Here is a 20,376-nt window from a genome sequence, read left to right on the forward strand (position 1 = left end):
ACCTGCGTGTACTGCGTGCGCGATACTGGGATTGAACCAGTGACCTCTTCCGTGTCAGGGAAGCGCTCTCCCGCTGAGCTAATCGCGCGGGGATCCTTGCGGATCAGTGGACGATACTGGGATTGAACCAGTGACCCCTTCCGTGTCAGGGAAGTGCTCTCCCGCTGAGCTAATCGTCCTTGGAGGTGGAGACGGGATTTGAACCCGTGTAGACGGCTTTGCAGGCCGTTGCCTCGCCTCTCGGCCACTCCACCAGGGGTGGGGGTTCGGGAAGATCCCCCACCTTCTGCGAGCGGACGACCAGGTTCGAACTGGCGACCTCAACCTTGGCAAGGTTGCGCTCTACCAACTGAGCTACGTCCGCTTGTCGGTTCCGGTTCACTTGCGTGTCCCGGCGACGTGTTGAACTCTAGCGGATTCCGGGGCCAGTACAAAAACGCGTTTGTGCAGCGTGCTGAGGTGCGCTCGCCCCGGCGCAGGTCACCGCGCGCCGTCCTAGACTCACCGACGTGCACGACCTCGCTCCAATGGCCCGCTTCGGCGGCCTCGTCGCCTCCGATCTGCAGGATGTGACCAGTGATCCCGCAGCCCTCGACTCGTCCGGCTTCTGGGCGGTGTCGGCCGATTTCGAGGGCCGGCTCGTCTGTGCCCGCTTCGCCACCGTGCGTACCGCGGCCGTGCCCGCACCGGTGCGCGGCGCCTGGCACGGTCCGGCCGCCGGTGACTGGACGTCGTCGCTCGACCGTGCCGCGTACACGGCGGGCGTGCGACGTATCCGCGCGTACATCGCGACGGGCGAGGTGTACCAGGCCAATCTCTGCCGCGTGATGACGGCGCCGCTGCCCGACCCGGCCGCGGCGGACGTGGACGCCCTCACAGCACTGCTGGCGCGCGGCAACCCGGCGCCGTACGCAGGAACGATTCGGCTTCCCGGCCACGGCGTGGAGATCGCGACCGCCTCGCCGGAACTGTTCCTGCGCAGGGACGGCCGCACGGTCGCGTCCGGACCGATCAAGGGCACCGGCCGCACCGAGGCGGATCTGCTGGAGAAGGACCACGCCGAGAACGTGATGATCGTCGATCTGGTCCGCAACGACCTGGGCCGGGTCTGCGCCACCGGATCGGTCACGGTCCCCGAACTCTGCGCCGTCGAGAAGCACCCGGGCCTCGTCCACCTCGTCTCCACCGTGCGCGGCCGGCTCGCCGACGGCACCGGCTGGCCGGAGCTGCTCGCCGCGGCCTTTCCGCCGGGTTCGGTGACCGGGGCGCCCAAGTCCAGCGCGCTGAGGATCATCGAGGAACTGGAGACCGCCCCGCGCGGCCCGTACTGCGGCGGCATCGGCTGGGTGGACGCCGACCGGGCCACCGCCTCGCTCGCCGTGGGCATCCGCACCTTCTGGACCGACCGCACGGGCGACGTCCCGGTGCTGCGGTTCGGCACCGGCGCCGGCATCACCTGGGGCTCGGATCCGGAACGCGAATGGGACGAGACCGAACTGAAGGCGTCCAGGCTGCTCGCGGTAGCGTCGGGCGCATACGAAGCAACCGGAAGGACCGCACCATGAAGATCTGGGTCAACGGGGGACTGAGGGTCGCCGATGATGCCCGGGTGTCCGTGCTCGACCACGGGCTCACCGTCGGCGACGGCATCTTCGAGACGGTGAGGACCGCCGACGGCAGGCCGTTCGCGCTCACCCGCCACCTCGACCGGCTGACCCGCTCCGCCCTGGGCCTCGGCCTGCCCGCGCCCGACCTGGACGAGGTGCGCCGGGCCTGCGACGCCGTCATCGAGGCCAACCCGGCCGCGCTCGGCAGGCTCCGCATCACCTACACCGGCGGGATCTCACCGCTCGGCTCAGACCGCGGCACCGCGGGACCCGGGCTGGTCGTCGCGCTCGGCGAGGCCGGGCGCCGCCCGGACACCACCGCGGTCATCACGGTTCCCTGGACGCGCAACGAACGCGGCGCGCTCACCGGGCTCAAGACCACCTCGTACGCGGAGAACGTCGTCGCTCTCGCCCGGGCCCACGAGCAGGGCGCGTCCGAGGCGCTGTTCGCCAACACCGTCGGCCGGCTCTGCGAAGGCACCGGCTCCAACGTCTTCGTCGTCCTCGACGGACAGCTGCACACGCCGCCGGTCGCCTCCGGCTGCCTGGCCGGGATCACCCGCGCACTGGCCGTGGAGTGGACCGGGGCACAGGAGACGGACCTGCCCTTCGACGTCCTGGACCGGGCCGAGGAGATCTTCTTGACCTCCACCCTCCGCGACATCCAGGCCGTCCACCGGGTCGACGGCCGGGAGCTGCCCGGCGGGCCGGGGCCGGTGACCGCCAAGGCGATGCGCGTCTTCGGCGAGCGGGCAGCCGACGATCTGGACCCGTGACCGGAGAAGCGCCCGGAACCCGGCCCGATCTCGCAGGGAGGCACGACCGCAGCGCGGACCCAACCCGCAAAAGCGGATGACGGGCCCGTGCGCAGGGGATAGAAACCCTTTGATGACCACGACACTCCGGCCGTCCGGGCCGATCCAGTCAGGCGCCGACGGCGCACAGAGCCGCGCGTACGACGTGTGCGACAACGGGCGGCCCGTCGGTGCCGTGGAGATCGCCGCCGAGCCTCCCGGGCCGCGCGGTGGGACGGGAGTGCTGCGGTCCCTGCGGATCGACGAGTCGGTCCGGCGGCGCGGCCGGGGCACCATCGCCGCGCTCGCGGCCGAAGAAGTGCTGCGGGACTGGGGCTGCACCCAGGTGCGGACCGACGTCGCCGCCGACAACACCGCGGGACAACGGCTGACCGCTGCACTCGGCTACACAGAACGCAGCCGGAACATGATCAAGCGGCTGGCCTCCGACCCCCCGGCGCTGCCCGACGGGCTGAGCGCGCGGCCGATGACGCCGGAGGAGTTCACGGCCTGGGAGGACGGCGCGATCGCTGTCTACGCGGAGAGCCTGGTGGCACGCGGGACCCCGCAGGAGTCGGCGCTGCCGGCGGCCCGCGCGTCGCACGCCAGGCATCTGCCGCAGGGCCTCGCCACCGAGGGCGCGCAGCTGCAGCACCTCGTCCACGAGGACGAGAAGGTGGGGTTCCTCTGGGTGGCGCGGTTCGAGATGCACCCGGGCCTGGTGATCGGCTACGTCTTCGATGTCGAGGTGGACGAACGCTTCCGGGGACGGGGATACGGCCGGGCGCTGATGCTCCAGGCCGAACGCCTCGCGCTCGCGGCCGGCGACGCGCGGCTGGGCCTGCACGTCGTCACGGCCAACAGGCCGGCGCTGCGGCTCTACGAGTCGCTCGGCTACGAGCCGACCCGGTACAACCTGGCCAAACCGCTCTGACCCGTCACCCGGCCGTTCGGGCGCGCGCGCCGCTTTGACCCGTCACCCGGCCGTTCGGGCGCGCGCGCCGCTTTGACCCGTCACGTGGCCGCTCGGGCGCGCGCGCCGCTTCGAGCCACCACTCTGGCGGGCGGGTCACGCCGGGGCGTCGCAGGCAGCCCGGCGCGGCCCGCTCTCCTGCCTCAGCCCTGTTCGGCGAGCAGCCGGTCGGCGATCGCCTCGATCCGCTCGCGCAGCCCTTCCTGGCTCTTGCCGCCGTCCAGCCGCTCGCCACCGATCACGTACGTGGGCGTGCCGGTGACCCCGATCGCCTTGCCCTCGGCCTGGTCGGCGTCGACGATCAGCATGTGCCGGCCGTCGATCAGGGCCGTGTCGAACTCCTCGGCGTCCAGACCCAGCTCCCCCGCCACCTCGACCAGCAGCGGCTCGCCGGTACGGCTGAGGTCGGCGGTGCGGGCGAGCACCGCCTCGATGTACGGCCAGCCCTTGCCCTGCACCGCGGCCTCCTCGGAGGCCTGCGCCGCCGCGTGGGCGTGCTTGTGCTTCTCCAGCGGGAAGTGCCGGAAACGGATGTCGATCCGGCCGCCGTACCGGGCGCGCAGGGCGTGCACGTCGGTGAGGGCCTGGTGGCAGTCGGGGCACTCGAGCTCGCACCAGACATCGAGGACGACCGGTGCTGCGGGGATGGAATCACTCATGGGGCCAGTCTCCCAGGACGCCTGGGGGGCGCTACGACCGGCATCGGGGGGAGGATGAGCCGGGCGGCACGTCGAGCATGCCCGGTGTGGCCCGTACGGCACCTGGGGAGGATCCCGGCCCTGAAATGTCCCTGATGCGGGCTCGGAGCGTGGCCGCCCGCCCGGTCTCCGGTGCAGGATGGAAGGGACGTTTCCCCTGCGCCTGGAGGCACCGATGCTTGCCGAGACCATTTGCTCCGCGGTGTCCGCGGCGGGCCTGGGTATCGCCGCCGTCACCGCGTACCGGAAGCGGTTCCTCGCGGCGACCAGGATCGCCGCCTACTCCCTGGTCCCGATCGGCCTGGTGCTGACCGGCGTCGTCGAGTGGGTGTCGGACATCGCCTTCAAGCCGAGCGTCTGGCTCGGCTTCGGGGTGCTGGGGGTGGCCTGGCTGCTGTTCATGACCACGCGCGCGATCGAGCGCCGCGGCGGGGGTACCCGCAAGGAGCGCAAGGCGGCCGCCCGGGGCGCGCAGGGCGAAGCGTTGGCGCCGGCGGCCTCGGCTCCCTCGCTGGGGGCGGGCGTACCGGCCGTCGAGCCGCGGCAGAAGCCGAAGCCGAAGAAGGAGTCCGCCGCCGCAGGGCAGGGCGACGACTTCAGCGACATCGAGGCCATCCTGAAGAAGCACGGCATCTGAAAGCCACCCCCGGGCCGGCCCGCCTCCGGCCCGCTTCGGACGCCGAGAGCAGTCGCCTGCCTGAATCGATTCAGGCATGATCCTTGACGGGGTTCGGCCGGAAGGCTAGCGTCCCGACCGGATTGAAACAATTCATTCACACCCGTCCGTACGATGGGGTGACGCCGCTTGACGAGCGCGGCCAGGGCAGTGGGGCAGGACTAGTGGCGCGTGTGGCAGGGATCAAGGATGTGGCCCGGCAGGCCGGGGTCTCCGTGGGCACGGTCTCCAATGTGATCAACCGCCCCGAGGCGGTGCTGCCCGAGACCCGGGCCCGGGTGCTGGCCGCCATCGAGGAGCTCGGATACGTCCGCAGCGAGTCGGCCCGCCAGCTCAGGGCCGGCCGCAGCCGGATCATGGCGCTCCTCGTCCTGGACATGGGCAACCCCTTCTTCGTCGACGTGGCCCGCGGCGCCGAACGCGCCGCCCGGCAGGCGGGACTCGGGGTCATGGTCTGCAACAGCGGCCAGAGCCCCGCGGAAGAGGCCGAATATCTCGGTCTCTTCGCGGAACAGCGCGTATGCGGCGTACTGGTCACCCCGGCCGACGCGACCGGCCGCAACCTCGAATCCTTCGCCCGCCACCGGATTCCCTACGTTCTGGTGGACCGGGTGGCATCCGGTACGGGGACCTGCGCCGTGTCCGTCGACGACGTGCGGGGCGGCACCCTGGCCGTCGGCCATCTGATCTCGGCCGGGCACCGCTCGGTGGCGTACGTCAGCGGACCCGGCGACCTGCACCAGATCAGGGACCGCCGCCAGGGAGCGCTGTCCGCCCTCGCCGAGGCCGGGCTCCCGCCCGAGGCCCTCGTCGAGATCCCCTCCGACCGCCTCGACGTGGCGGCGGGCCGTGACGCCGGGGCCCGGCTGCTCGGGCTCGTCCCGCGCCCCACCGCGGTGTTCTGCGCGAACGACCTGCTCGCCCTGGGCGTGCTCCAGGCCCTGTACGCGGCGGGGGTACGGGTGCCGCAGGACATCGCCATCGTCGGATACGACGACATCGAATTCGCCGCTGCCGCTGCCGTACCGCTCACCTCGGTCCGCCAGCCCGCGGTCGTGATGGGCCGGATGGCCGCCGAACTCCTGCTGGAGGAGGCGGACGACGAGGACGGCACCCACGAGCACCGCAGCGTCGTGCTCCAGCCGGAACTCGTCGTGCGCGCATCGAGCTCCACTCCCCGCTGAACTCTGTCGCCCGGCCCTCACCCCGAACTGCCCTCCGCCGTTCCCTTCCGCATGCCCGAATTGGAGAAGCCGTGTCCTTGTTCGACCTGCCCCTGGACCAACTCCGCACCTACCGGCCGGAGTCCGGTGAACCCGACGACTTCGACGCCTTCTGGCGCCGCACCCTCGACGAGGCCGGTGCGCACCCGCTGGACGCCGAATTCAGTTCTTACGACGCCGCGTTCAGCAACGTGGAAGCCCAGGACGTGTCGTTTGCCGGCTGGGGCGGCCACCGCATACGTGCCTGGCTGAACGTGCCCGCCGGAGCCGAGGGCCCGTTGCCGACCGTCATCCAGTACCTGGGCTACGGCAGCGGGCGCGGACTGCCTCTCGACCACCTGGTCTGGCCCGCCGCCGGCTGGGCCACCCTGGTCGTGGACACCCGCGGCCAGGGTGCCGTCAACAGCCACTCGGCGGGCTCCACCGCCGACCCGCACGGCGGCGCCAACCCGCAGTCGCCCGGATTCATGACCCGCGGCATCCTCGACCCCGACGAGTACTACTACCGCCGGGTGTTCACCGACGCGGTGCGCGCCGTCGAGGTCGCCCGCGCCCACCCGTCCGTCGACCCGGCCCGGATCGTCGTGCACGGGGGCAGCCAGGGCGGCGGCATCGCCCAGGCGGTGGCGGGACTGAGCCCGCACGTCAAGGCCGCGCTCGTCGACGTACCGTTCCTGACGCACTACCGGCGGGCCGTCGAGATCACCGACAAGGACCCGTACCAGGAGATCGTGCGCTTCCTGGCCACCCAGCACGGCCATGCCGACCAGGTGTTCCGGACTCTCTCCTACTTCGACGGCATCAGCTTCGCCGCCCGCGCGGACATGCCGGTGCTGTACTCCGTGGCCCTCATGGACCCCATCTGCCCGCCGTCCACGGTCTTCGCCGCCTACAACAACTGGGCAGGCCCCAAGGAGATCGAGGTCTACCCCTGGAACGGTCACGAGGGCGGTGCGTCAGCCCATCGCGCGGTGCAGCTGCGCATGTTGCGCGACCTGGGCTGACGGGGCGGGACCGTTGGCCGGGGTGCGGTGGCGGAGTCCTGAAGGGCCGAAGGGGAGCGGAGTTCCGAAAGCCTGACGGGTGATCGGACGCCGGAGCGATTCGGCGCCCCCTTCGGCGGGTGAACTCCCGTCACGAAAAAGCATGTTGGCCGCAGATGGGGGCCGGTCTGCGTCATGATCGTCCCGAGATGGTGGACACCTCCCGGGGCGATGCCCCCGCACCCCCTGCCGAAGAGCCGCGTGGCTGCCTCTTCGCGCTTTCCCAGCCCCCTCTGATGATCTTCCTCACGGTGATCGGCGGCCTGCTGCTGATGGCCGCGTTGCATGATCTCTTCGTGCTGTGAGCCGTCAGCCGGCCGCTTCCCTGCGGCGCGCCCGGTATGCGGCGACGTGCAAGCGGTTACCGCAGGTGCGGCTGGAGCAGTAGCGACGGGAGCGGTTGCGCGAGAGATCGACGAAGGCGTGCCGGCAGTCCGGCGCCTCGCAGCGCCGCAGCCGCTCCGTCTCGCCCGCCACGATGATGAACGCGAGAGCCATGCCGCAGTCGGCTGCCAGATGGTCGGCGAGCGAGGCGTCGGGCGCGAAGTAGTGCACGTGCCAGTCGTAGCCGTCGTGGTTGCTGAGCTGCGGCGTGGTGCCCGCGGCGGCCACGAGCGCGTTGACGAGCGAGGCGGCGACCTGTGCGTCGGCCGCGGCGAAGACGTCGGCGAACCGTGCCCGTACGTCGTGGACGGCGCGGAGGTCCCTGTCGTCGAGCTTGTTCACCCCGCTCACGCGGTGGCGTCCGGCGAACGCGTACAACGCCTCGATGTCGGCGAGCCCGTCGACGGGGGAGCCGGCCTCGGGCCGCTCGCTCTCCGGCGCGGTGTTCACCAGATCGACCACCGTTTCGAGGGCGATCCGGGTGTCGTGGGGGATCAGCACGCTTCCGCTCCCTGGCCTCCGGCGGGCGGGACGCGCGCCGATGGCGGCTGACTCTACTGGCTCACCTCCGGCGCACAGGGGCGCGAGGGCGCCTGGGGCCCCTGGGGCGCACCTGTCGGCCGTCCGGACAGAAGCGGGGTGCGCGGGTGCGTGGCGGGCACGTGAGGGCCCCGGTGGGGCCGGCTGGGCCCGCGGCTGTGCGGGGGGATCGCGGACGCGGGGCGAGCGGGCGCCTGGGCGGGCTCGGCGGGAGCGTCGGGCCCTCACAAGCGCGGGGAACGCGGACCGGCGCCGCCACCACGGTGGATTCCGTGGTGGCGGCGCCGGTGTCAGCCGTATGAGGTTGTCCGTGCGGCGCCGTCTCCCCGAGTCGACGGCGCCGTGCGGTTCTCGGCCTGGCTCAGCTTTCGGCCAGGATGTGTGAGAGCTCCGTATCGAGATCGAAGTGACGATGCTCGGTCCCCGGCGGAACCGCGGCGTCGGTCCTTTTCAGGAACGACTCCAGGGCTCGTGCAGGGGCCTCCAGCAGGGCTTCGCCCTCTGGGGAGCTCAGTGCGATACAGACGACGCCCTGGCCGTGACTTCGGGATGGCCAGACGCGGACGTCTCCGGTGCCGGTGGGCCTGTGCAGCCCTTCGGCAAGGAGGTCGCGGGCGAAAACCCACTCGACCGTCTCCTCCGCTCCGGTGTGGAAGGTGGCGTGCACGGCATACGGATCGGCCGTGTCATACCGCAGGCCCGCGGGTACAGGCAGTGAGGACTCGCTCGACACAACGAGGCGCAGGTGCAGCTCGCAGCTGACCGTGGTGTTCATAAGCGCCAGGGCCTTTCGCTCAGTGTGCGCTCGGGGATTCGCACGTCGGCGAAATCGACATGCCACCTACGGTGGCGTTGTAAACCCCTCTGACCGTTTTGTGATCCTTCAGGTAGCTCGTACAGCGGTGTGTAACTTTGGGTTATGCGGCCATTCCGGTGACGAGGAGCGTTCCGGTAGGTTGGCCCCCATGAATGCGGAGAGTGACGAGCGGGACGGGGCCGCCGCATCGGCGGATCCGGCGCCCGCGACGGGGGAAGTGCGCGAGAGCGTGACGGGGGACGTCACGGAGGGTGTGACGAAGGAGGACCGGGAGCTCGGCTCCAGGGCGCCCGGGTTCATCAAGGCGTCCAGGACGCTGCACCTGAGCTGGCAGGTCGGTGTGTTCGTGGTCGGCCTGGCCGTGGTGGCGGCGGGCATCGTCATGCTGCCGTTGCCGGGTCCCGGCTGGCTGGTGATCTTCGGCGGCATGGCGATCTGGGCGACCGAGTTCGTCTGGGCCCAGCTGGTGCTGCGCTGGACGCGGCGGAAGGTCACCGAGGCCGCCCAGCGGGCACTCGATCCCAAGGTCCGGAGGCGCAACATCGCGCTCACGGTGATCGGCCTCGTGATCATCGCGGTGCTGGTGGGGATCTATGTGTGGAAGTTCGGAATCGTCATGCCGTGGAAGATCCACGAGTGACCCGGAGGTGGTCGGGGGGCGCCGCTGACATGGGGTAATGTTTGGCGTGCGCCCGGGCGATTAGCTCAGTGGGAGAGCGCTTCGTTCACACCGAAGAGGTCACTGGTTCGAACCCAGTATCGCCCACCCCGGACCGACGGCCCGGAAGCTTCTTGAAGCTTCCGGGCCGTCGGCGTTTCGGGCTGCCCCGTTCAAGCGCTTCGATCGATTTTCGTCCCAGCCATTGACGTCGCCGGTGCCGCTCCTTACTTTGACCCGGCAAGCGCTTTCTAAAACGATTCAATCAAGCGTAGGGGCGAACTATGTCTCGGAACCAGGGCATGGACCGGCGGCAGATGCTGAAGCTCGCGGGCTTCTCGGCTGCCGGTCTCGGGCTGACCGCGGCCGGCTGCGGCTCGGGCGGCGGCTCGAACGGGCCGGTCACCATCCGGCATGCCTGGTGGGGCGCCGACGACCGGGCGAAGAAGGTCCAGGAGTGCGTCAAGCTCTTCGAGAAGAAGCACCCGAAGATCAAGGTGAAGACGGACTTCCAGCAGTACCCGGACTTCTGGAAGAAGTTCAACACCCAGGCGGCCGGAGGCAACCCGCCGGACGTCATCCAGAACGCCGTGACCTTCCTGCGCAAGTACGAGGCGAAGAACGTCCTGCTCGACCTCAACCCGCAGGCGAAGAAGGGCAACCTCCAGATGGACGGCTTCCGCGCCGGACTGGAGAAGTTCGCAGAGATCGACGGCAAGCTGCTCGGCGTGCCGGTCGGCAGCAACTCGATGGCCCTGGTCATCGACGAGAAGGTCTTCGAGAAGGCCGGCGTCGACCACAGCCTCGGCTGGACCTGGGACGACTGGTACGCGGGCCTGCAGAAGATCAAGTCCGGTCAGGGCATAGCCGGCGACTCCGGTCCGCACGGCGTCATGTACCTGTACGACCTGGTCCTCCGCCAGAACGGCAAGGCGTTCTTCACCGAGGAGGGCATGGGCTTCGGCGAGAACGAACTGCTGCCGTACTGGACCGAGGCGCTCGCCCGGGTCAAGTCCGGCGTCTACGCCGACCAGAAGAAGGTCGAGCAGATCAAGCCCGCCTCCGCCCTCGCCAAGGGCCTCTCGGCAGGTGAGTTCACCTGGGACAACTTCTCCGTCCGCTACAGCGCCGAAGGCAAGAGCAGCTACAGCCTCGCCCCCATCCCGAGCACCGACGGCAAGAAGACCGGCCAGTACCTCGGCTCCCTGATGCTGAGCGGCACGGCCCGGACCAAGCACCCCGCCGAGGTCGCGACCTTCATCAGCTTCATGACCCACGACCCCGCGGTCGCCCGCATCATGGGCTACGACCGTGGAGTCCCCGCCACCACCGCACAGTTCGAGGCCTTCCAGCCCACCGACGCCCCGAGCAAGGCGATCGGCGCCTACGAGACCGAGATCGCCAAGGCCGGCGTGCTGGAGCCCATCACCCCGCACCCGGCCGGCGCCGATGTCGTCGAGGCGGCGTTCCTGCGCATCGCGGGCGACATGTCCCTGGGCAAGGCCTCGCCGGAGGACTCCGTGAAGCAGTTCTTCTCCGAGGCGAAGACCGCCCTCGCCTCGAACTGAGAGGAATGACGCGGTGACTCACATCCAGACCTCCACGAGCGGCCCGGTCCTCGACAAGGACCCCGCCGCCGTGGAGCGGAACGGCCCGGGACGCAAGACCCGGCCCGCTCCGCGACCGCGGGGCCACCGCGAGAATCTGACCGGCTATCTCTTCATGTCGCCCTGGATCGCGGGCTTCCTGTTCCTGATCGCCGGGCCCATGGTGTTCTCGCTGTACCTCGCGTTCACCGACTACAACCTGTTCGACGCCCCGAAGTGGGTGGGCCTGAAGAACTTCACCGACATGTTCGCCGACCCCCGCTGGCGCCAGTCGGTCAAGGTGACCTCCTGGTACGTGGTGATCGGCACCCCGATCAAGCTGGCCGCCGCACTCGCCGTGGCCATGCTGCTGGCCCAGAAACGCTGGGGCCAGTCCTTCTACCGGGCCGCGTTCTACGCCCCGTCGCTGATCGGCGCGAGCGTCTCGGCCGCCATCGTCTGGCGCGCCCTGTTCTCCGACGACGCCGTCGTCGACCGCGGACAGCAGCTGTTCGGCATCGACGCGGGCGGCTGGATCGGCGACCCGGACATGATCATCTATGCGCTGGTGGCCCTCACGGTCTGGCAGTTCGGCGCCCCGATGGTCATCTTCCTGGCCGGCCTCAAGCAGGTCCCCAGGGAGCTGTACGAGGCGGCGGAGATGGACGGGGCCGGCCCCTGGCGCCGGTTCTGGAGCGTCACCCTGCCGATGATCTCGCCGGTGCTGTTCTTCAACGTCCTGCTGGAGACCATCCACTCCTTCCAGATCTTCGGATCGGCCTACATCGTCAGCAACGGCAGCTGCGGACCGGCCGACGCGACACTCGTCTACACCTGTTACCTGTACGACCAGGGCTTCGCGAACAGCCGCATGGGCTTCGCCTCCGCCATGGCATGGCTGCTGCTCGTCGCCGTGGGCCTGGTCACCGCCGTGCTGTTCTGGTCCCAGAAGCGCTGGGTGCACTACGAGGAGGGGGGCCGATGACCCCGATGGACACCGCTGCCGCCGTACGACGCCGGCTTCCCGGCTCCCTCGCCTGGCACATCGGCGCGCTCGCCCTCCTCGTGGTGGTTCTCTACCCGGTGGTGTGGACGATCGGCGCCTCGTTCAAGCCGAGCGAGGACATCGTCGGCGCGCTGAACCTCTTCCCGACCGATCCGATCACCGACAACTACCGTCGGCTCGCCGACGGCATCGCCGACATCCCGATCTGGAAGTTCTTCCTGAACTCCGCCTACATATCCGTCGGTTCGGTCATCGGCGTCGTCATCTCCTGCTCGCTCACGGCCTACGCCTTCACCAGGGTCCGCTTCGCCGGGCGCAACATCATGTTCGCCATCATGATCGGGACGCTGCTGCTCCCGTATCACGTACTGATCATTCCCCAGTACGTGATGTTCCAGAAGCTGGAGCTGATCAACACCTTCACTCCGCTGCTGATCGGCAAGTACCTCGCCACCGACGCGTTCTTCGTCTTCCTCATGGTCCAGTTCATGCGCGGACTGCCCAAGGAACTCGACGAGGCCGCCCGGCTGGACGGCTGCGGCCACCTGCGGATCTACTGGTCGATCGTGATGCCGCTGTGCCGGCCCGCGCTCATCACCAGTGCCATCTTCACCTTCATCCAGGCCTGGAACGACTTCATGGGCCCCCTGCTGTACCTCAACGAGCCGGACAAGTACACAGTCTCGATGGGGCTGCGGATGTTCATCGACCAGGACGCCGTCGCCGACTACGGCGGCATGATCGCGATGTCGCTGGTGGCGCTGCTGCCGGTACTGGCCTTCTTCCTGGCCTTCCAGCGCTACCTCATCGACGGCATGGCCACCTCCGGCCTGAAGGGCTGAACAACCGTGGCGACGAAATCCATGGCGACGAAATCCCCCGCCGCACCCAGGACCTCCTTCGTCCGGGAGCGATTCAGCGTCTTCTCCGAATGCCTGCTCACCGGCGTGTGGATCACCGTCGCCGCCCTGCCCCTCGTCACGTTCCCCGCAGCCTTCGCCGCGGGGAGCAGGCACCTGCGCCGGTATCTGGCCGGTGAGGCGGGCGGGGTGCGAGAGTTCGCCGCCGACGTACGGGAGGCGTTCCGCAGCGGCTGGCGGATCTCCCTGCTGTGGTGGGCGGCGCTCGCGCTGCTCGCCTTCGACTGGCAGGTCGCCCGGTCCGGCCTGCTGCCGGGCGGCCGTCCGCTCATCGCCGTGAGCCTGCTCGGCCTGCCGGCTGTGGCCGTCTGGGGGCTGCGTACGGCCGCCGCCTGGCGGCCCGGCACCCCATGGGCCCAGACCGCACGGACCGCGGGCCGCCGCACCTTCACCGACCCGGCGGGATCGCTGCTGCTCGTCGGCGGATTCGTCGCCCTGGCCCTCGCCACCTGGCAGGTGCCGCCCCTGGCCGCGCCCGCCCTCGGCTGTCTGGCCGCCGCGGCGGTCGCCGCCGACCGCCGCTGATCCGGCGGCCGGACCCACCTACCGAACCACTTGCCACCACGCGTCAGCGTGCGATCAGTCATGCCCATTTTCGCCACGCATTCTCGCCACGAATTGGAGTCGTGATGTCCCCGATCCCCCGCCGCACCGTCCTCAGGGCAGCCGCCGTCGCAGGCGCGGCCACCCCCTTCTCCTGGGTGCTGAACGACACCGCCCAGCAGGCCACAGCCGCCACCGGGAAGGCCACCGAAGGCCCCGTCGAGATCGGCTGGCTGGAGGAGGAAGGCCTCGGCGCCGCCCCCGGCTCCACCTTCGGTGTCCCCTGGGCCAAGGGGCGCTACCCCGCCGACCAGAAGTTCGCCCTCGCCACCGCCGACGGCAAGGACATCCCCGTCCAGACCTGGGCCACCGCCAAATGGCCCGACGGATCCCTCAAGTGGACCGCCCACGCGGTCGGACCCGAGGCCGCCGGCGCCAAGAAGTTCACCCTCGCCACAGGCGAACCCGCCGCCGCGGCCAACAAGGTCACCGTCAAGAACAGCGGCGGCTCGATCACCGTCTCCACCGGCGTCATCACCGCGAAGATCGGCAAGACCGGCTCCTCGCTCGTCACCTCCCTCACCCGCGGCTCCACCGAGATCGCGAAGGACGGCCGTCTCGTCCTGATCCGCCAGGGCGAGATCGAGGACGGCGACCAGGGGCAGCAGAAGTACGAACGCTTCGAGAGCGCGATCAGCAAGACCGAGGTCGAACAGAGCGGCCCGGTCCGCGCCGTCGTCCGCATCGACGGCAAGCACCGCCACGGCAACCGCTCCTGGCTCCCGTTCTCCGTCCGGCTCTACTTCTACGCGGGCGCCGAATCGTTCCGCATGATGCACACCATCACCTTCGACGGCACCCAGGAACCCGGCAAGGCGAGCGGAGACTTCATCCGCGGCCTCGGCGTCCGCTTCACCGTGCCCATGCGCGACGAGACCTACGACCGCCACATCCGCATCGGCGGCGACGAGAGCGGCATGCTCCGCGAAGCCGTCAAGGGCATCACCGGACTGCGCCGCGACCCGGGAGCGGCGGTCCAGGCGGCCCAGTTCGAGGGCACGAAACTGCCCGACCCGGCCACCTGGGACCAGCGCGTCACCACCCGCCTCCCGCTCATCCCCACCTGGGGCGACTACACCCTCAGCCAGCTCTCCGCCGACGGCTTCTCCCTGCGCAAGCGCACCAAGAAGGGCCACGGCTGGATCGCCGCGGGCGGCGGCCGGCGTGCCTCCGGCTTCGGATACGTGGGCGGCGCGAGCGGCGGACTCTCCTTCGGGCTGCGCGACTTCTGGGAGAAGTTCCCCGCCCAGCTCGACATCCGCGGCGCCGACACCGCAGCCGCCGAGGTCACCCTCTGGCTCTGGTCGCCCGAAGCGGAACCGATGGACCTGCGCTTCTACCACGACGGCCTGGGCCAGGACACCTATGCCGAACAGCTCGAAGGCCTCAACATCACCTACGAGGACTACGAGCCCGGCTTCGGTACCCCGTACGGCATCGCCCGCACCAGCGAACTCGTCTTCTGGGCCAACGACTCCACCCCCAGCGCCGAGGCCCTCGCCCAGCAGACCCGAACCGTGCGCACCCTCCCACAGCTCGTCGCTCCGCCGTCCCAGCTCATCGGGGCGGGTGTCTTCGGCGGGCTCTTCTCCCCGGTCGACCGCTCCACCCCCGCCAGGACGAAGATCGAGGACCACCTGGACTTCCTGTTCACGTACTACAAGGACCAGGTCGAGATGCGCCGCTGGTACGGCTTCTGGGACTACGGCGACATCATGCACTCGTACGACCCCGCCAGGCACCAGTGGCGCTACGACGTGGGCGGCTACGCCTGGGACAACTCCGAGCTCTCGCCCGACCTCTGGCTCTGGTACGCCTACCTGCGCTCGGGGCGCGCCGACATCTTCCGCTTCGCCGAAGCCATGACCCGCCACACCGGCGAGGTCGACGTCTACCACCTCGGCGACTGGGCCGGCCTCGGCACCCGCCACGGCGTCCAGCACTACGCGGACAGCGCCAAGCAGCAGCGCATCGCCAACACCACCTACCGGCGCTTCTACTACTTCCTCACCGCGGACGAACGCGTCGGCGACCTGATGCGCGCCAACGTCGACTCCGACGAGACCTTCCTCGGCCTCGACCCGCTCCGCAAGATCCGTACCGAGCCCTACACCCCGGACCGGCACGCCCTGTCCGTCGGCTTCGGCACCGACTGGAGCGGACTCGTCTCCGCGTGGCTCACCGAATGGGAGCGCGGCGGGCCTCAGGCCGATAAGGCGAAGGCCCGGGTGCTCGGCACCATGGAGACCATCGCCGCCCAGCCCAACGGCTTCGTGCAGGGCAGCGGCCTCTACGACCTGGACACCGGGAGGTTCGCCGTCGCCACCGAACCCGTCGTCAGCGTCTCCCACCTGTCCGGAGTCTTCGGACTCAACGAACTGTGCGCCGAACTCATCGGCCTCATCGACATGCCGAAGTTCAAGGAGGCGTACCTCGACTACTGCCGCTACTTCAACGCGAGCAAGACCGAGCAGGCCGCCCGCTACGGATCCAACTTCGGCAGTCTGCTCCTCTTCCAGGGCCACTCCCGGATGGACGCGTACGCCGCCGTGCAGACGGGCGACGAGAAGCTCGCCGCCCGTGCCTGGGAGAAGTTCTACAACAGCGACGGCTACAAGGAATCCGCCCCCTGGAAGACCGAGAAGGTGAGCGGCCCGGTCACCACCGTCCCGGGCAGCGAGGCCAACTGGGTCTACACCAACGACACCGCGCTGTACGGACTCGCCGCCATCGAGAACCTCGCACTGGTCGGCGACCGCATGCCGGCCTGAGGCCCGTGAGGGCGCCCCGGGCCGGCATGCGGTACGTCACCGCATGCGGCCCAGGGCGTCCCTCAGCCGCCGTGCGTCGCGCAGCCGCTTCTCGTACGTAGCCCCCACGGCCAGCAGCAGCACCCCGGCCAGCGCGGGCGCCACCCAGCGCGGCATCGCACCCACCACCTGCACCACATACGGCGCCAGCTCGTGCACCGCGTCCAGCGCCAGCACCGCACCGCCCAGTGCCAGCAGCGCCTGGAGCCGCAGCCGCGCCCCCAGCAGCGTGATCACCAGCGCCGCCACCCCCAGCAACAGTGGCCGCAGCCAGTGCGGGTCGACCCAGGCGGCGAAGAGCGCCGGCACCAGCGTCACCGCCAGGCCCGCCCCGTACGCGGTCCACGAGGACGCCGCGGGATCGCGACGACGGCGCAGCACACCGATCACGAGCGCAGGCACCGTCACCGGCAGCGTGTACGCCTCCGGCGACGACACCCCGGACGCGGACAGCCGCACCCAGGACGCCAGGACGAACAGCACCGTCGCGAGATACCCGGCAGCCTCCCGCCGCTCCGGGCGCAGCGCCGTACCCGCCGCCAGTACCCCGCAGAGGGCCAGCACCAGAGCCAGGAACGGCGGGTCACCGAGAGCCGCCACGACCGCGGCGAGGCCCACCGCCCCGCCGGTCAGTTCGAGCGGCAGCGCCACCGAGTGCCCCTTCAGCCGTGCACCCAGCCCGGCCGTCACCGCGGGGACGACGAGCAGCACGGGCGCGGCCTCGTACACCGCGAGCCCCATCGACGCCCCGAACGCGACGGCGAGCACCGCGGCACAGACCACCGCCGCACACACCACCACCGCCTGCACGGTCGTGAACACCGCGGAACGCGACGGATCCTCAGGCCCTTCCAACGCCGTCGCGGCGCCGGCGAACATCAGCAACAGCGCCCCGAACACCGCATAAGTGGCCGGCTCCGAACCCAGCGACAGCAACGCCACGCTCACCGCACCGACCGACGCGCACACCCACGCGGTCACCGCCACACCCGTCATCCCGCGGCGCAACGCGCCCAACGCGAGGGCCAGAACCACCGCGACGAGCATCGACTGCAACGAAACAGCCGCCGTGTACGAGACGTTGAGCGCGGGCGGCAGCACCGTCAGCCCTGCCCAGCCGACCACCACCGCGAACGTAGCGGCGGCCGTCCGCCACACGGGACCGGGGGACAGTGCCGGACCGGCCCACCGCACCACGCCCTCCCATGACCGGTACGCAGCCCCGAGCCCCGCAGCCACCGCCAGCAGCACCACCGGAGCCGCCGCCATCTCCTGCCACGGCAGATCCGTGGCCCCCAGCGCTCCCCGGACACCCGCGTACGGCGCCTCCGACCACAACCGGCCCAACTGAGCCACCGGACCCACCAGCACCACCGCGACCGGGGCGGCCGAGTACAGCACCGACGCGGCCGTCACCGAACCCGCCGCCCACATCAGCCCCTGCGCGGCCGGACGCCCCAGCGGAGCCCGTACACCCAGCAACAGGAGCCCGCCGCACACCAGATACACCGGCACCGCCCAGCCGCCGGACACCTCAGCGGTCATGACCCCGCCCACCGCGGCGACAGCGGCCAGCCCGGCCACCACACCTGCGGCCACCGCGAGAGCCGCCGGTGCTCGCCGGGCCCCCACGAGAGCGATCACCGCACCGGCCAGAAGCAGCGCCCCCGGCACCACCGCACCTGCCGGCCCCTCGGCCGACATCGACTTCGCCAGAGCCACCAGCAGCCCCGAACCACCGGTGACCCAGAGGCCGGCACAGGCCGTGACCCGGACCGCAACTCCCTTGAACCACATGGCGATCGCACAGTCCAGTGCCGCCGTCGCCAGCAGCGCGGCGGCGAACACCAGGGCGTCCGCTTCCCCGGCCCACGCCCACAGCACCAGCGGCAGCTGCGCGCTGACCACGGCCAGGGGCAGCGGCAGCCGCAGCCGGTCCAGCAGCAGACCGTAGGCCGCCCAGAGCACCGCCAGTACGGCCGAGGCGGTCGCCGCGTACCCCAGCGCGCCGGCCTCCGGAACCGCGACCAGATACAGGGCGAAGGCGTCCAGCACCATCAGCACCGACGCCAGCGCCCCGAGCGCCTCCGCCGTCGAGGACAGGCCGCGCCGCAGGAGCATCGCGGGCGCGGCCAGAGCCGCGACCGTGACCGCGGTCAGGACCGCCGAGCGGCCACCGATCCCCATCTGACCCCAGCTGACCAGGGTGAACGCGATCGCGGCGATCGTCAGCAGCAGACCGCCGAGGACGAGCAGCGCATTCTGCGCACTACGGGTACGGGCCGGGGGAGCAGGCGGCGCGAAGGAGGCCGGAGCCCCGGCAGGGGCCGGAGGCTGGGGGAACTGCGATGCGTGCGGCGTGGCCGGCCGGGGACCGGGCGCATTCAGCACGCTCAGCAGCCAGGTACGACGGGTCAGCAGCTGGGACCGGCGGAGATCGAGCCGGGCGAGCTCACGGTCGAGGATGACCAGTTCCTCGGCGGGTGGCGGCACATGTTCCATGGAGGCGAGTGTGCTGCCGGCCACACGAGCGGGCATGCGCACAGGTACTCAGATCCACGGCTGAGTACGCGCATCCTGGAGACATGGACTGGAGCCGCTACCGATTTGTCAGTGTCTGGGACCTCCCTGCCTCGCCCGGCACCGTCTACGCACACCTCGAACGCGTCGAGCACTACCCGCAGTGGTGGCCTCAGGTCCGCGAGGTCACCTCCGTCGACGACACCTCCGGCACCGCCCGGATCCGCTCCCTCCTCCCGTACGACCTCGTCATGACCATGCGTGCGCACCGCCGCGACGTGCCCGGCGGCGTCCTCGAAGTGACGCTCACCGGCGACCTCGAAGGCTGGGCGCGCTGGACCGTCGGGCCGCACGGCGCCGGGAGCCGTGCCACGTACGAACAGGAGGTGGTGGTGTGCCGCCCGTTCATGCGGGTCCTCGCGGTACCGGGACGGGCCGTGTTCCGGGCCAACCACGCCCTGATGATGCGGGCCGGACGACACGGTCTCGCGGCTCGGCTGGAAGCGGTTTGAACCACACCCGCCGAGCCCTGTAAGGTTCAACCCGTTCCCGGGCGATTAGCTCAGTGGGAGAGCGCTTCGTTCACACCGAAGAGGTCACTGGTTCGAAACCAGTATCGCCCACCCCGGGAGAGGCCGGTCCGTCAGCAACACCGACGGACCGGCTTCCGCGTTTCCAGGAGTGAGAGCTCCTGCTCCGCTCACGCCGCGGCGCGCAGCTCCGGGCGCAGCGGCCAGGCCGGATCCACCGTCTCCGGCGTCCCGCTCTTGGCGAACCAAGCCTGCAGGCCACGGGCCTGGGCGGCGTGCCACACCGCCTGGAGCGTGTGCAGCTCCGCCGGTGACAGCCGCTCCAGACGGGCGGCGAACCGCCGCCCCACAGCCCGGACCAGCTCCAGCGACGCCGCCGCGTCGGCCGCCGCGTCATGCGCCCCGTCCAGCACCACGCCGTACAGCTCGCAGAGATCCGTGAGTGTGCGCCGGCCCTTGCGGTAGCGGTCCAGATGCTTGTCGAGCACCCGCGGATCCAGCACGCACAGCGAGGTGTTCTCCAGGTAGCCGGCGAGTGACGACGCCCGGTGCCGCCTCAGCTCCCGGTCCAGCAGCGTCAGATCGAACGGCGCGTTCATCACGACGAGCGGCCGGCCCGCCGCACTCTGCTCGGCCAGCGCCCTGGCTATCTCCTCGACCACCGGCGCGGGCCATCGCCCGTTGCGCTGCAGGTGGTCATCGGTCAGGCCGTGGATCTCCGTCGCCCCCACGGGCACCGGAATCCCCGGATTCACCAGCCAGCGGGTGACACGCGGCCGCCCGCCGGCACTGTCCTGGACGACGAGCGCGGCCGAAACGATCCGGTCCTGCTCGACGTCCACTCCCGTCGTCTCGGTGTCGAAAGAGGCCAGCGGCCCCTCGTACCAATGAATCATCCCCGAACTCCTCGCGCCCGAGCGGCAGATGGTGTGATTCCTCTGCCCGGTTCGGTGATACCCGCACCCTTTGCCTGATACGCCGTTTGAGG

The 20,376-nt window shown here is 70.4% G+C and carries 19 protein-coding genes and 6 tRNA genes; 16 read left to right on the forward strand and 9 right to left on the reverse strand.

Going from position 1 to position 20,376, the window contains the following annotated elements:
* Positions 1–16: 16 nt before the first annotated feature.
* The 4 genes from ACIOEW_RS33870 to ACIOEW_RS33885 all read right to left on the reverse strand — a co-directional run bounded on the left by ACIOEW_RS33870 (position 17) and on the right by ACIOEW_RS33885 (position 364).
* Positions 17–88 (reverse strand) — tRNA-Val (locus ACIOEW_RS33870).
* Positions 89–107: 19 nt separating this feature from the next.
* A tRNA-Val gene (locus ACIOEW_RS33875) sits at positions 108–179 on the reverse strand.
* Position 180: 1 nt separating this feature from the next.
* Positions 181–254 (reverse strand) — tRNA-Cys (locus tag ACIOEW_RS33880).
* Positions 255–291: 37 nt separating this feature from the next.
* A tRNA-Gly gene (locus tag ACIOEW_RS33885) sits at positions 292–364 on the reverse strand.
* Positions 365–527: 163 nt separating this feature from the next.
* Between ACIOEW_RS33885 and ACIOEW_RS33890 the strand changes: the two genes are divergently transcribed.
* The 3 genes from ACIOEW_RS33890 (at position 528) to ACIOEW_RS33900 (ending at position 3,335) form a co-directional block, all read left to right on the forward strand.
* Positions 528–1,565 carry a chorismate-binding protein gene (locus ACIOEW_RS33890; RefSeq protein WP_362549837.1) on the forward strand — a complete coding sequence of 346 codons (1,038 nt, stop codon included), beginning with the start codon at positions 528–530 and terminating at the stop codon, positions 1,563–1,565.
* Positions 1,562–2,383: an aminotransferase class IV gene (locus ACIOEW_RS33895; protein WP_401968695.1), complete on the forward strand. Its 822-nt coding sequence runs from the start codon at positions 1,562–1,564 to the stop codon at positions 2,381–2,383. Before ACIOEW_RS33890 ends, ACIOEW_RS33895 begins: the two co-directional genes overlap by 4 nt.
* A 112-nt stretch (positions 2,384–2,495) precedes the next feature.
* Positions 2,496–3,335 carry a GNAT family N-acetyltransferase gene (locus tag ACIOEW_RS33900; RefSeq protein ID WP_401968698.1) on the forward strand — a complete coding sequence of 280 codons (840 nt, stop codon included), beginning with the start codon at positions 2,496–2,498 and terminating at the stop codon, positions 3,333–3,335.
* Positions 3,336–3,517: 182 nt separating this feature from the next.
* Here ACIOEW_RS33900 and ACIOEW_RS33905 read toward each other — a convergent pair whose 3' ends face one another.
* On the reverse strand, positions 3,518–4,033 hold the full coding sequence (locus ACIOEW_RS33905) for a DsbA family protein (protein WP_401968699.1): 516 nt from the start codon (positions 4,031–4,033) through the stop codon (positions 3,518–3,520).
* A 214-nt stretch (positions 4,034–4,247) separates the two neighbouring features.
* On the opposite strand from ACIOEW_RS33905, the gene ACIOEW_RS33910 reads away from it, so the two are divergent.
* From ACIOEW_RS33910 to ACIOEW_RS33925, 4 genes are all read left to right on the forward strand, one after another.
* The gene (locus tag ACIOEW_RS33910; RefSeq protein WP_362549597.1) at positions 4,248–4,709 is read left to right on the forward strand and encodes a hypothetical protein; all 462 of its coding nucleotides are present in this window, start codon (positions 4,248–4,250) and stop codon (positions 4,707–4,709) included.
* 203 nt (positions 4,710–4,912) lie between these two features.
* The gene (locus ACIOEW_RS33915) at positions 4,913–5,932 is read left to right on the forward strand and encodes a LacI family DNA-binding transcriptional regulator (protein WP_351003408.1); all 1,020 of its coding nucleotides are present in this window, start codon (positions 4,913–4,915) and stop codon (positions 5,930–5,932) included.
* A gap of 71 nt (positions 5,933–6,003) precedes the next feature.
* Complete coding sequence (locus tag ACIOEW_RS33920; RefSeq protein ID WP_362549594.1) at positions 6,004–6,975, forward strand: acetylxylan esterase; 972 nt, start codon at positions 6,004–6,006, stop codon at positions 6,973–6,975.
* A 188-nt stretch (positions 6,976–7,163) separates the two neighbouring features.
* A complete protein-coding gene (locus ACIOEW_RS33925; protein WP_164494018.1) occupies positions 7,164–7,319 on the forward strand; it encodes a hypothetical protein in 156 nt (51 codons plus the stop codon).
* 4 nt (positions 7,320–7,323) lie between these two features.
* Here ACIOEW_RS33925 and ACIOEW_RS33930 read toward each other — a convergent pair whose 3' ends face one another.
* Positions 7,324–7,899: a CGNR zinc finger domain-containing protein gene (locus tag ACIOEW_RS33930; RefSeq protein WP_362549591.1), complete on the reverse strand. Its 576-nt coding sequence runs from the start codon at positions 7,897–7,899 to the stop codon at positions 7,324–7,326.
* Positions 7,900–8,299: 400 nt separating this feature from the next.
* A complete protein-coding gene (locus tag ACIOEW_RS33935) occupies positions 8,300–8,713 on the reverse strand; it encodes an SsgA family sporulation/cell division regulator (RefSeq protein WP_003959770.1) in 414 nt (137 codons plus the stop codon).
* 190 nt (positions 8,714–8,903) lie between these two features.
* Between ACIOEW_RS33935 and ACIOEW_RS33940 the strand changes: the two genes are divergently transcribed.
* From ACIOEW_RS33940 to ACIOEW_RS33970, 7 genes are all read left to right on the forward strand, one after another.
* Positions 8,904–9,395, forward strand: a complete 492-nt coding sequence (locus ACIOEW_RS33940) for a TIGR02611 family protein (protein ID WP_362549589.1) — start codon at positions 8,904–8,906, stop codon at positions 9,393–9,395.
* Positions 9,396–9,449: 54 nt separating this feature from the next.
* Positions 9,450–9,521: transfer RNA gene (locus tag ACIOEW_RS33945), tRNA-Val, on the forward strand.
* 176 nt (positions 9,522–9,697) lie between these two features.
* On the forward strand, positions 9,698–10,981 hold the full coding sequence (locus ACIOEW_RS33950; protein WP_362549587.1) for an extracellular solute-binding protein: 1,284 nt from the start codon (positions 9,698–9,700) through the stop codon (positions 10,979–10,981).
* A 13-nt stretch (positions 10,982–10,994) separates the two neighbouring features.
* On the forward strand, positions 10,995–11,984 hold the full coding sequence (locus tag ACIOEW_RS33955; protein ID WP_401968703.1) for a carbohydrate ABC transporter permease: 990 nt from the start codon (positions 10,995–10,997) through the stop codon (positions 11,982–11,984).
* Complete coding sequence (locus ACIOEW_RS33960; protein ID WP_362549584.1) at positions 11,981–12,847, forward strand: carbohydrate ABC transporter permease; 867 nt, start codon at positions 11,981–11,983, stop codon at positions 12,845–12,847. Before ACIOEW_RS33955 ends, ACIOEW_RS33960 begins: the two co-directional genes overlap by 4 nt.
* A 21-nt stretch (positions 12,848–12,868) precedes the next feature.
* Positions 12,869–13,450 (forward strand): hypothetical protein, encoded by a 582-nt coding sequence (locus ACIOEW_RS33965; RefSeq protein ID WP_401968704.1) that lies wholly within the window; start codon positions 12,869–12,871, stop codon positions 13,448–13,450.
* A 104-nt stretch (positions 13,451–13,554) separates the two neighbouring features.
* On the forward strand, positions 13,555–16,299 hold the full coding sequence (locus ACIOEW_RS33970; RefSeq protein ID WP_401968707.1) for a Tat pathway signal sequence domain protein: 2,745 nt from the start codon (positions 13,555–13,557) through the stop codon (positions 16,297–16,299).
* Positions 16,300–16,335: 36 nt separating this feature from the next.
* Here the strand turns inward: ACIOEW_RS33970 and ACIOEW_RS33975 are convergent, their stop codons facing one another.
* Positions 16,336–18,840, reverse strand: a complete 2,505-nt coding sequence (locus tag ACIOEW_RS33975) for an SCO7613 C-terminal domain-containing membrane protein (RefSeq protein ID WP_401968710.1) — start codon at positions 18,838–18,840, stop codon at positions 16,336–16,338.
* Positions 18,841–18,923: 83 nt separating this feature from the next.
* Between ACIOEW_RS33975 and ACIOEW_RS33980 the strand changes: the two genes are divergently transcribed.
* Both ACIOEW_RS33980 and ACIOEW_RS33985 read left to right on the forward strand, forming a co-directional pair.
* Positions 18,924–19,370 carry an SRPBCC family protein gene (locus ACIOEW_RS33980; RefSeq protein ID WP_401968713.1) on the forward strand — a complete coding sequence of 149 codons (447 nt, stop codon included), beginning with the start codon at positions 18,924–18,926 and terminating at the stop codon, positions 19,368–19,370.
* 39 nt (positions 19,371–19,409) lie between these two features.
* Positions 19,410–19,481, forward strand: a tRNA-Val gene (locus ACIOEW_RS33985).
* Positions 19,482–19,558: 77 nt separating this feature from the next.
* Here ACIOEW_RS33985 and ACIOEW_RS33990 read toward each other — a convergent pair.
* Positions 19,559–20,284 (reverse strand): 3'-5' exonuclease, encoded by a 726-nt coding sequence (locus ACIOEW_RS33990; protein WP_362549569.1) that lies wholly within the window; start codon positions 20,282–20,284, stop codon positions 19,559–19,561.
* Positions 20,285–20,376: the final 92 nt, after the last annotated feature.

It is taken from the genome of Streptomyces sp. NPDC087901, assembly GCF_044742205.1.
Classification (GTDB): domain Bacteria; phylum Actinomycetota; class Actinomycetes; order Streptomycetales; family Streptomycetaceae; genus Streptomyces.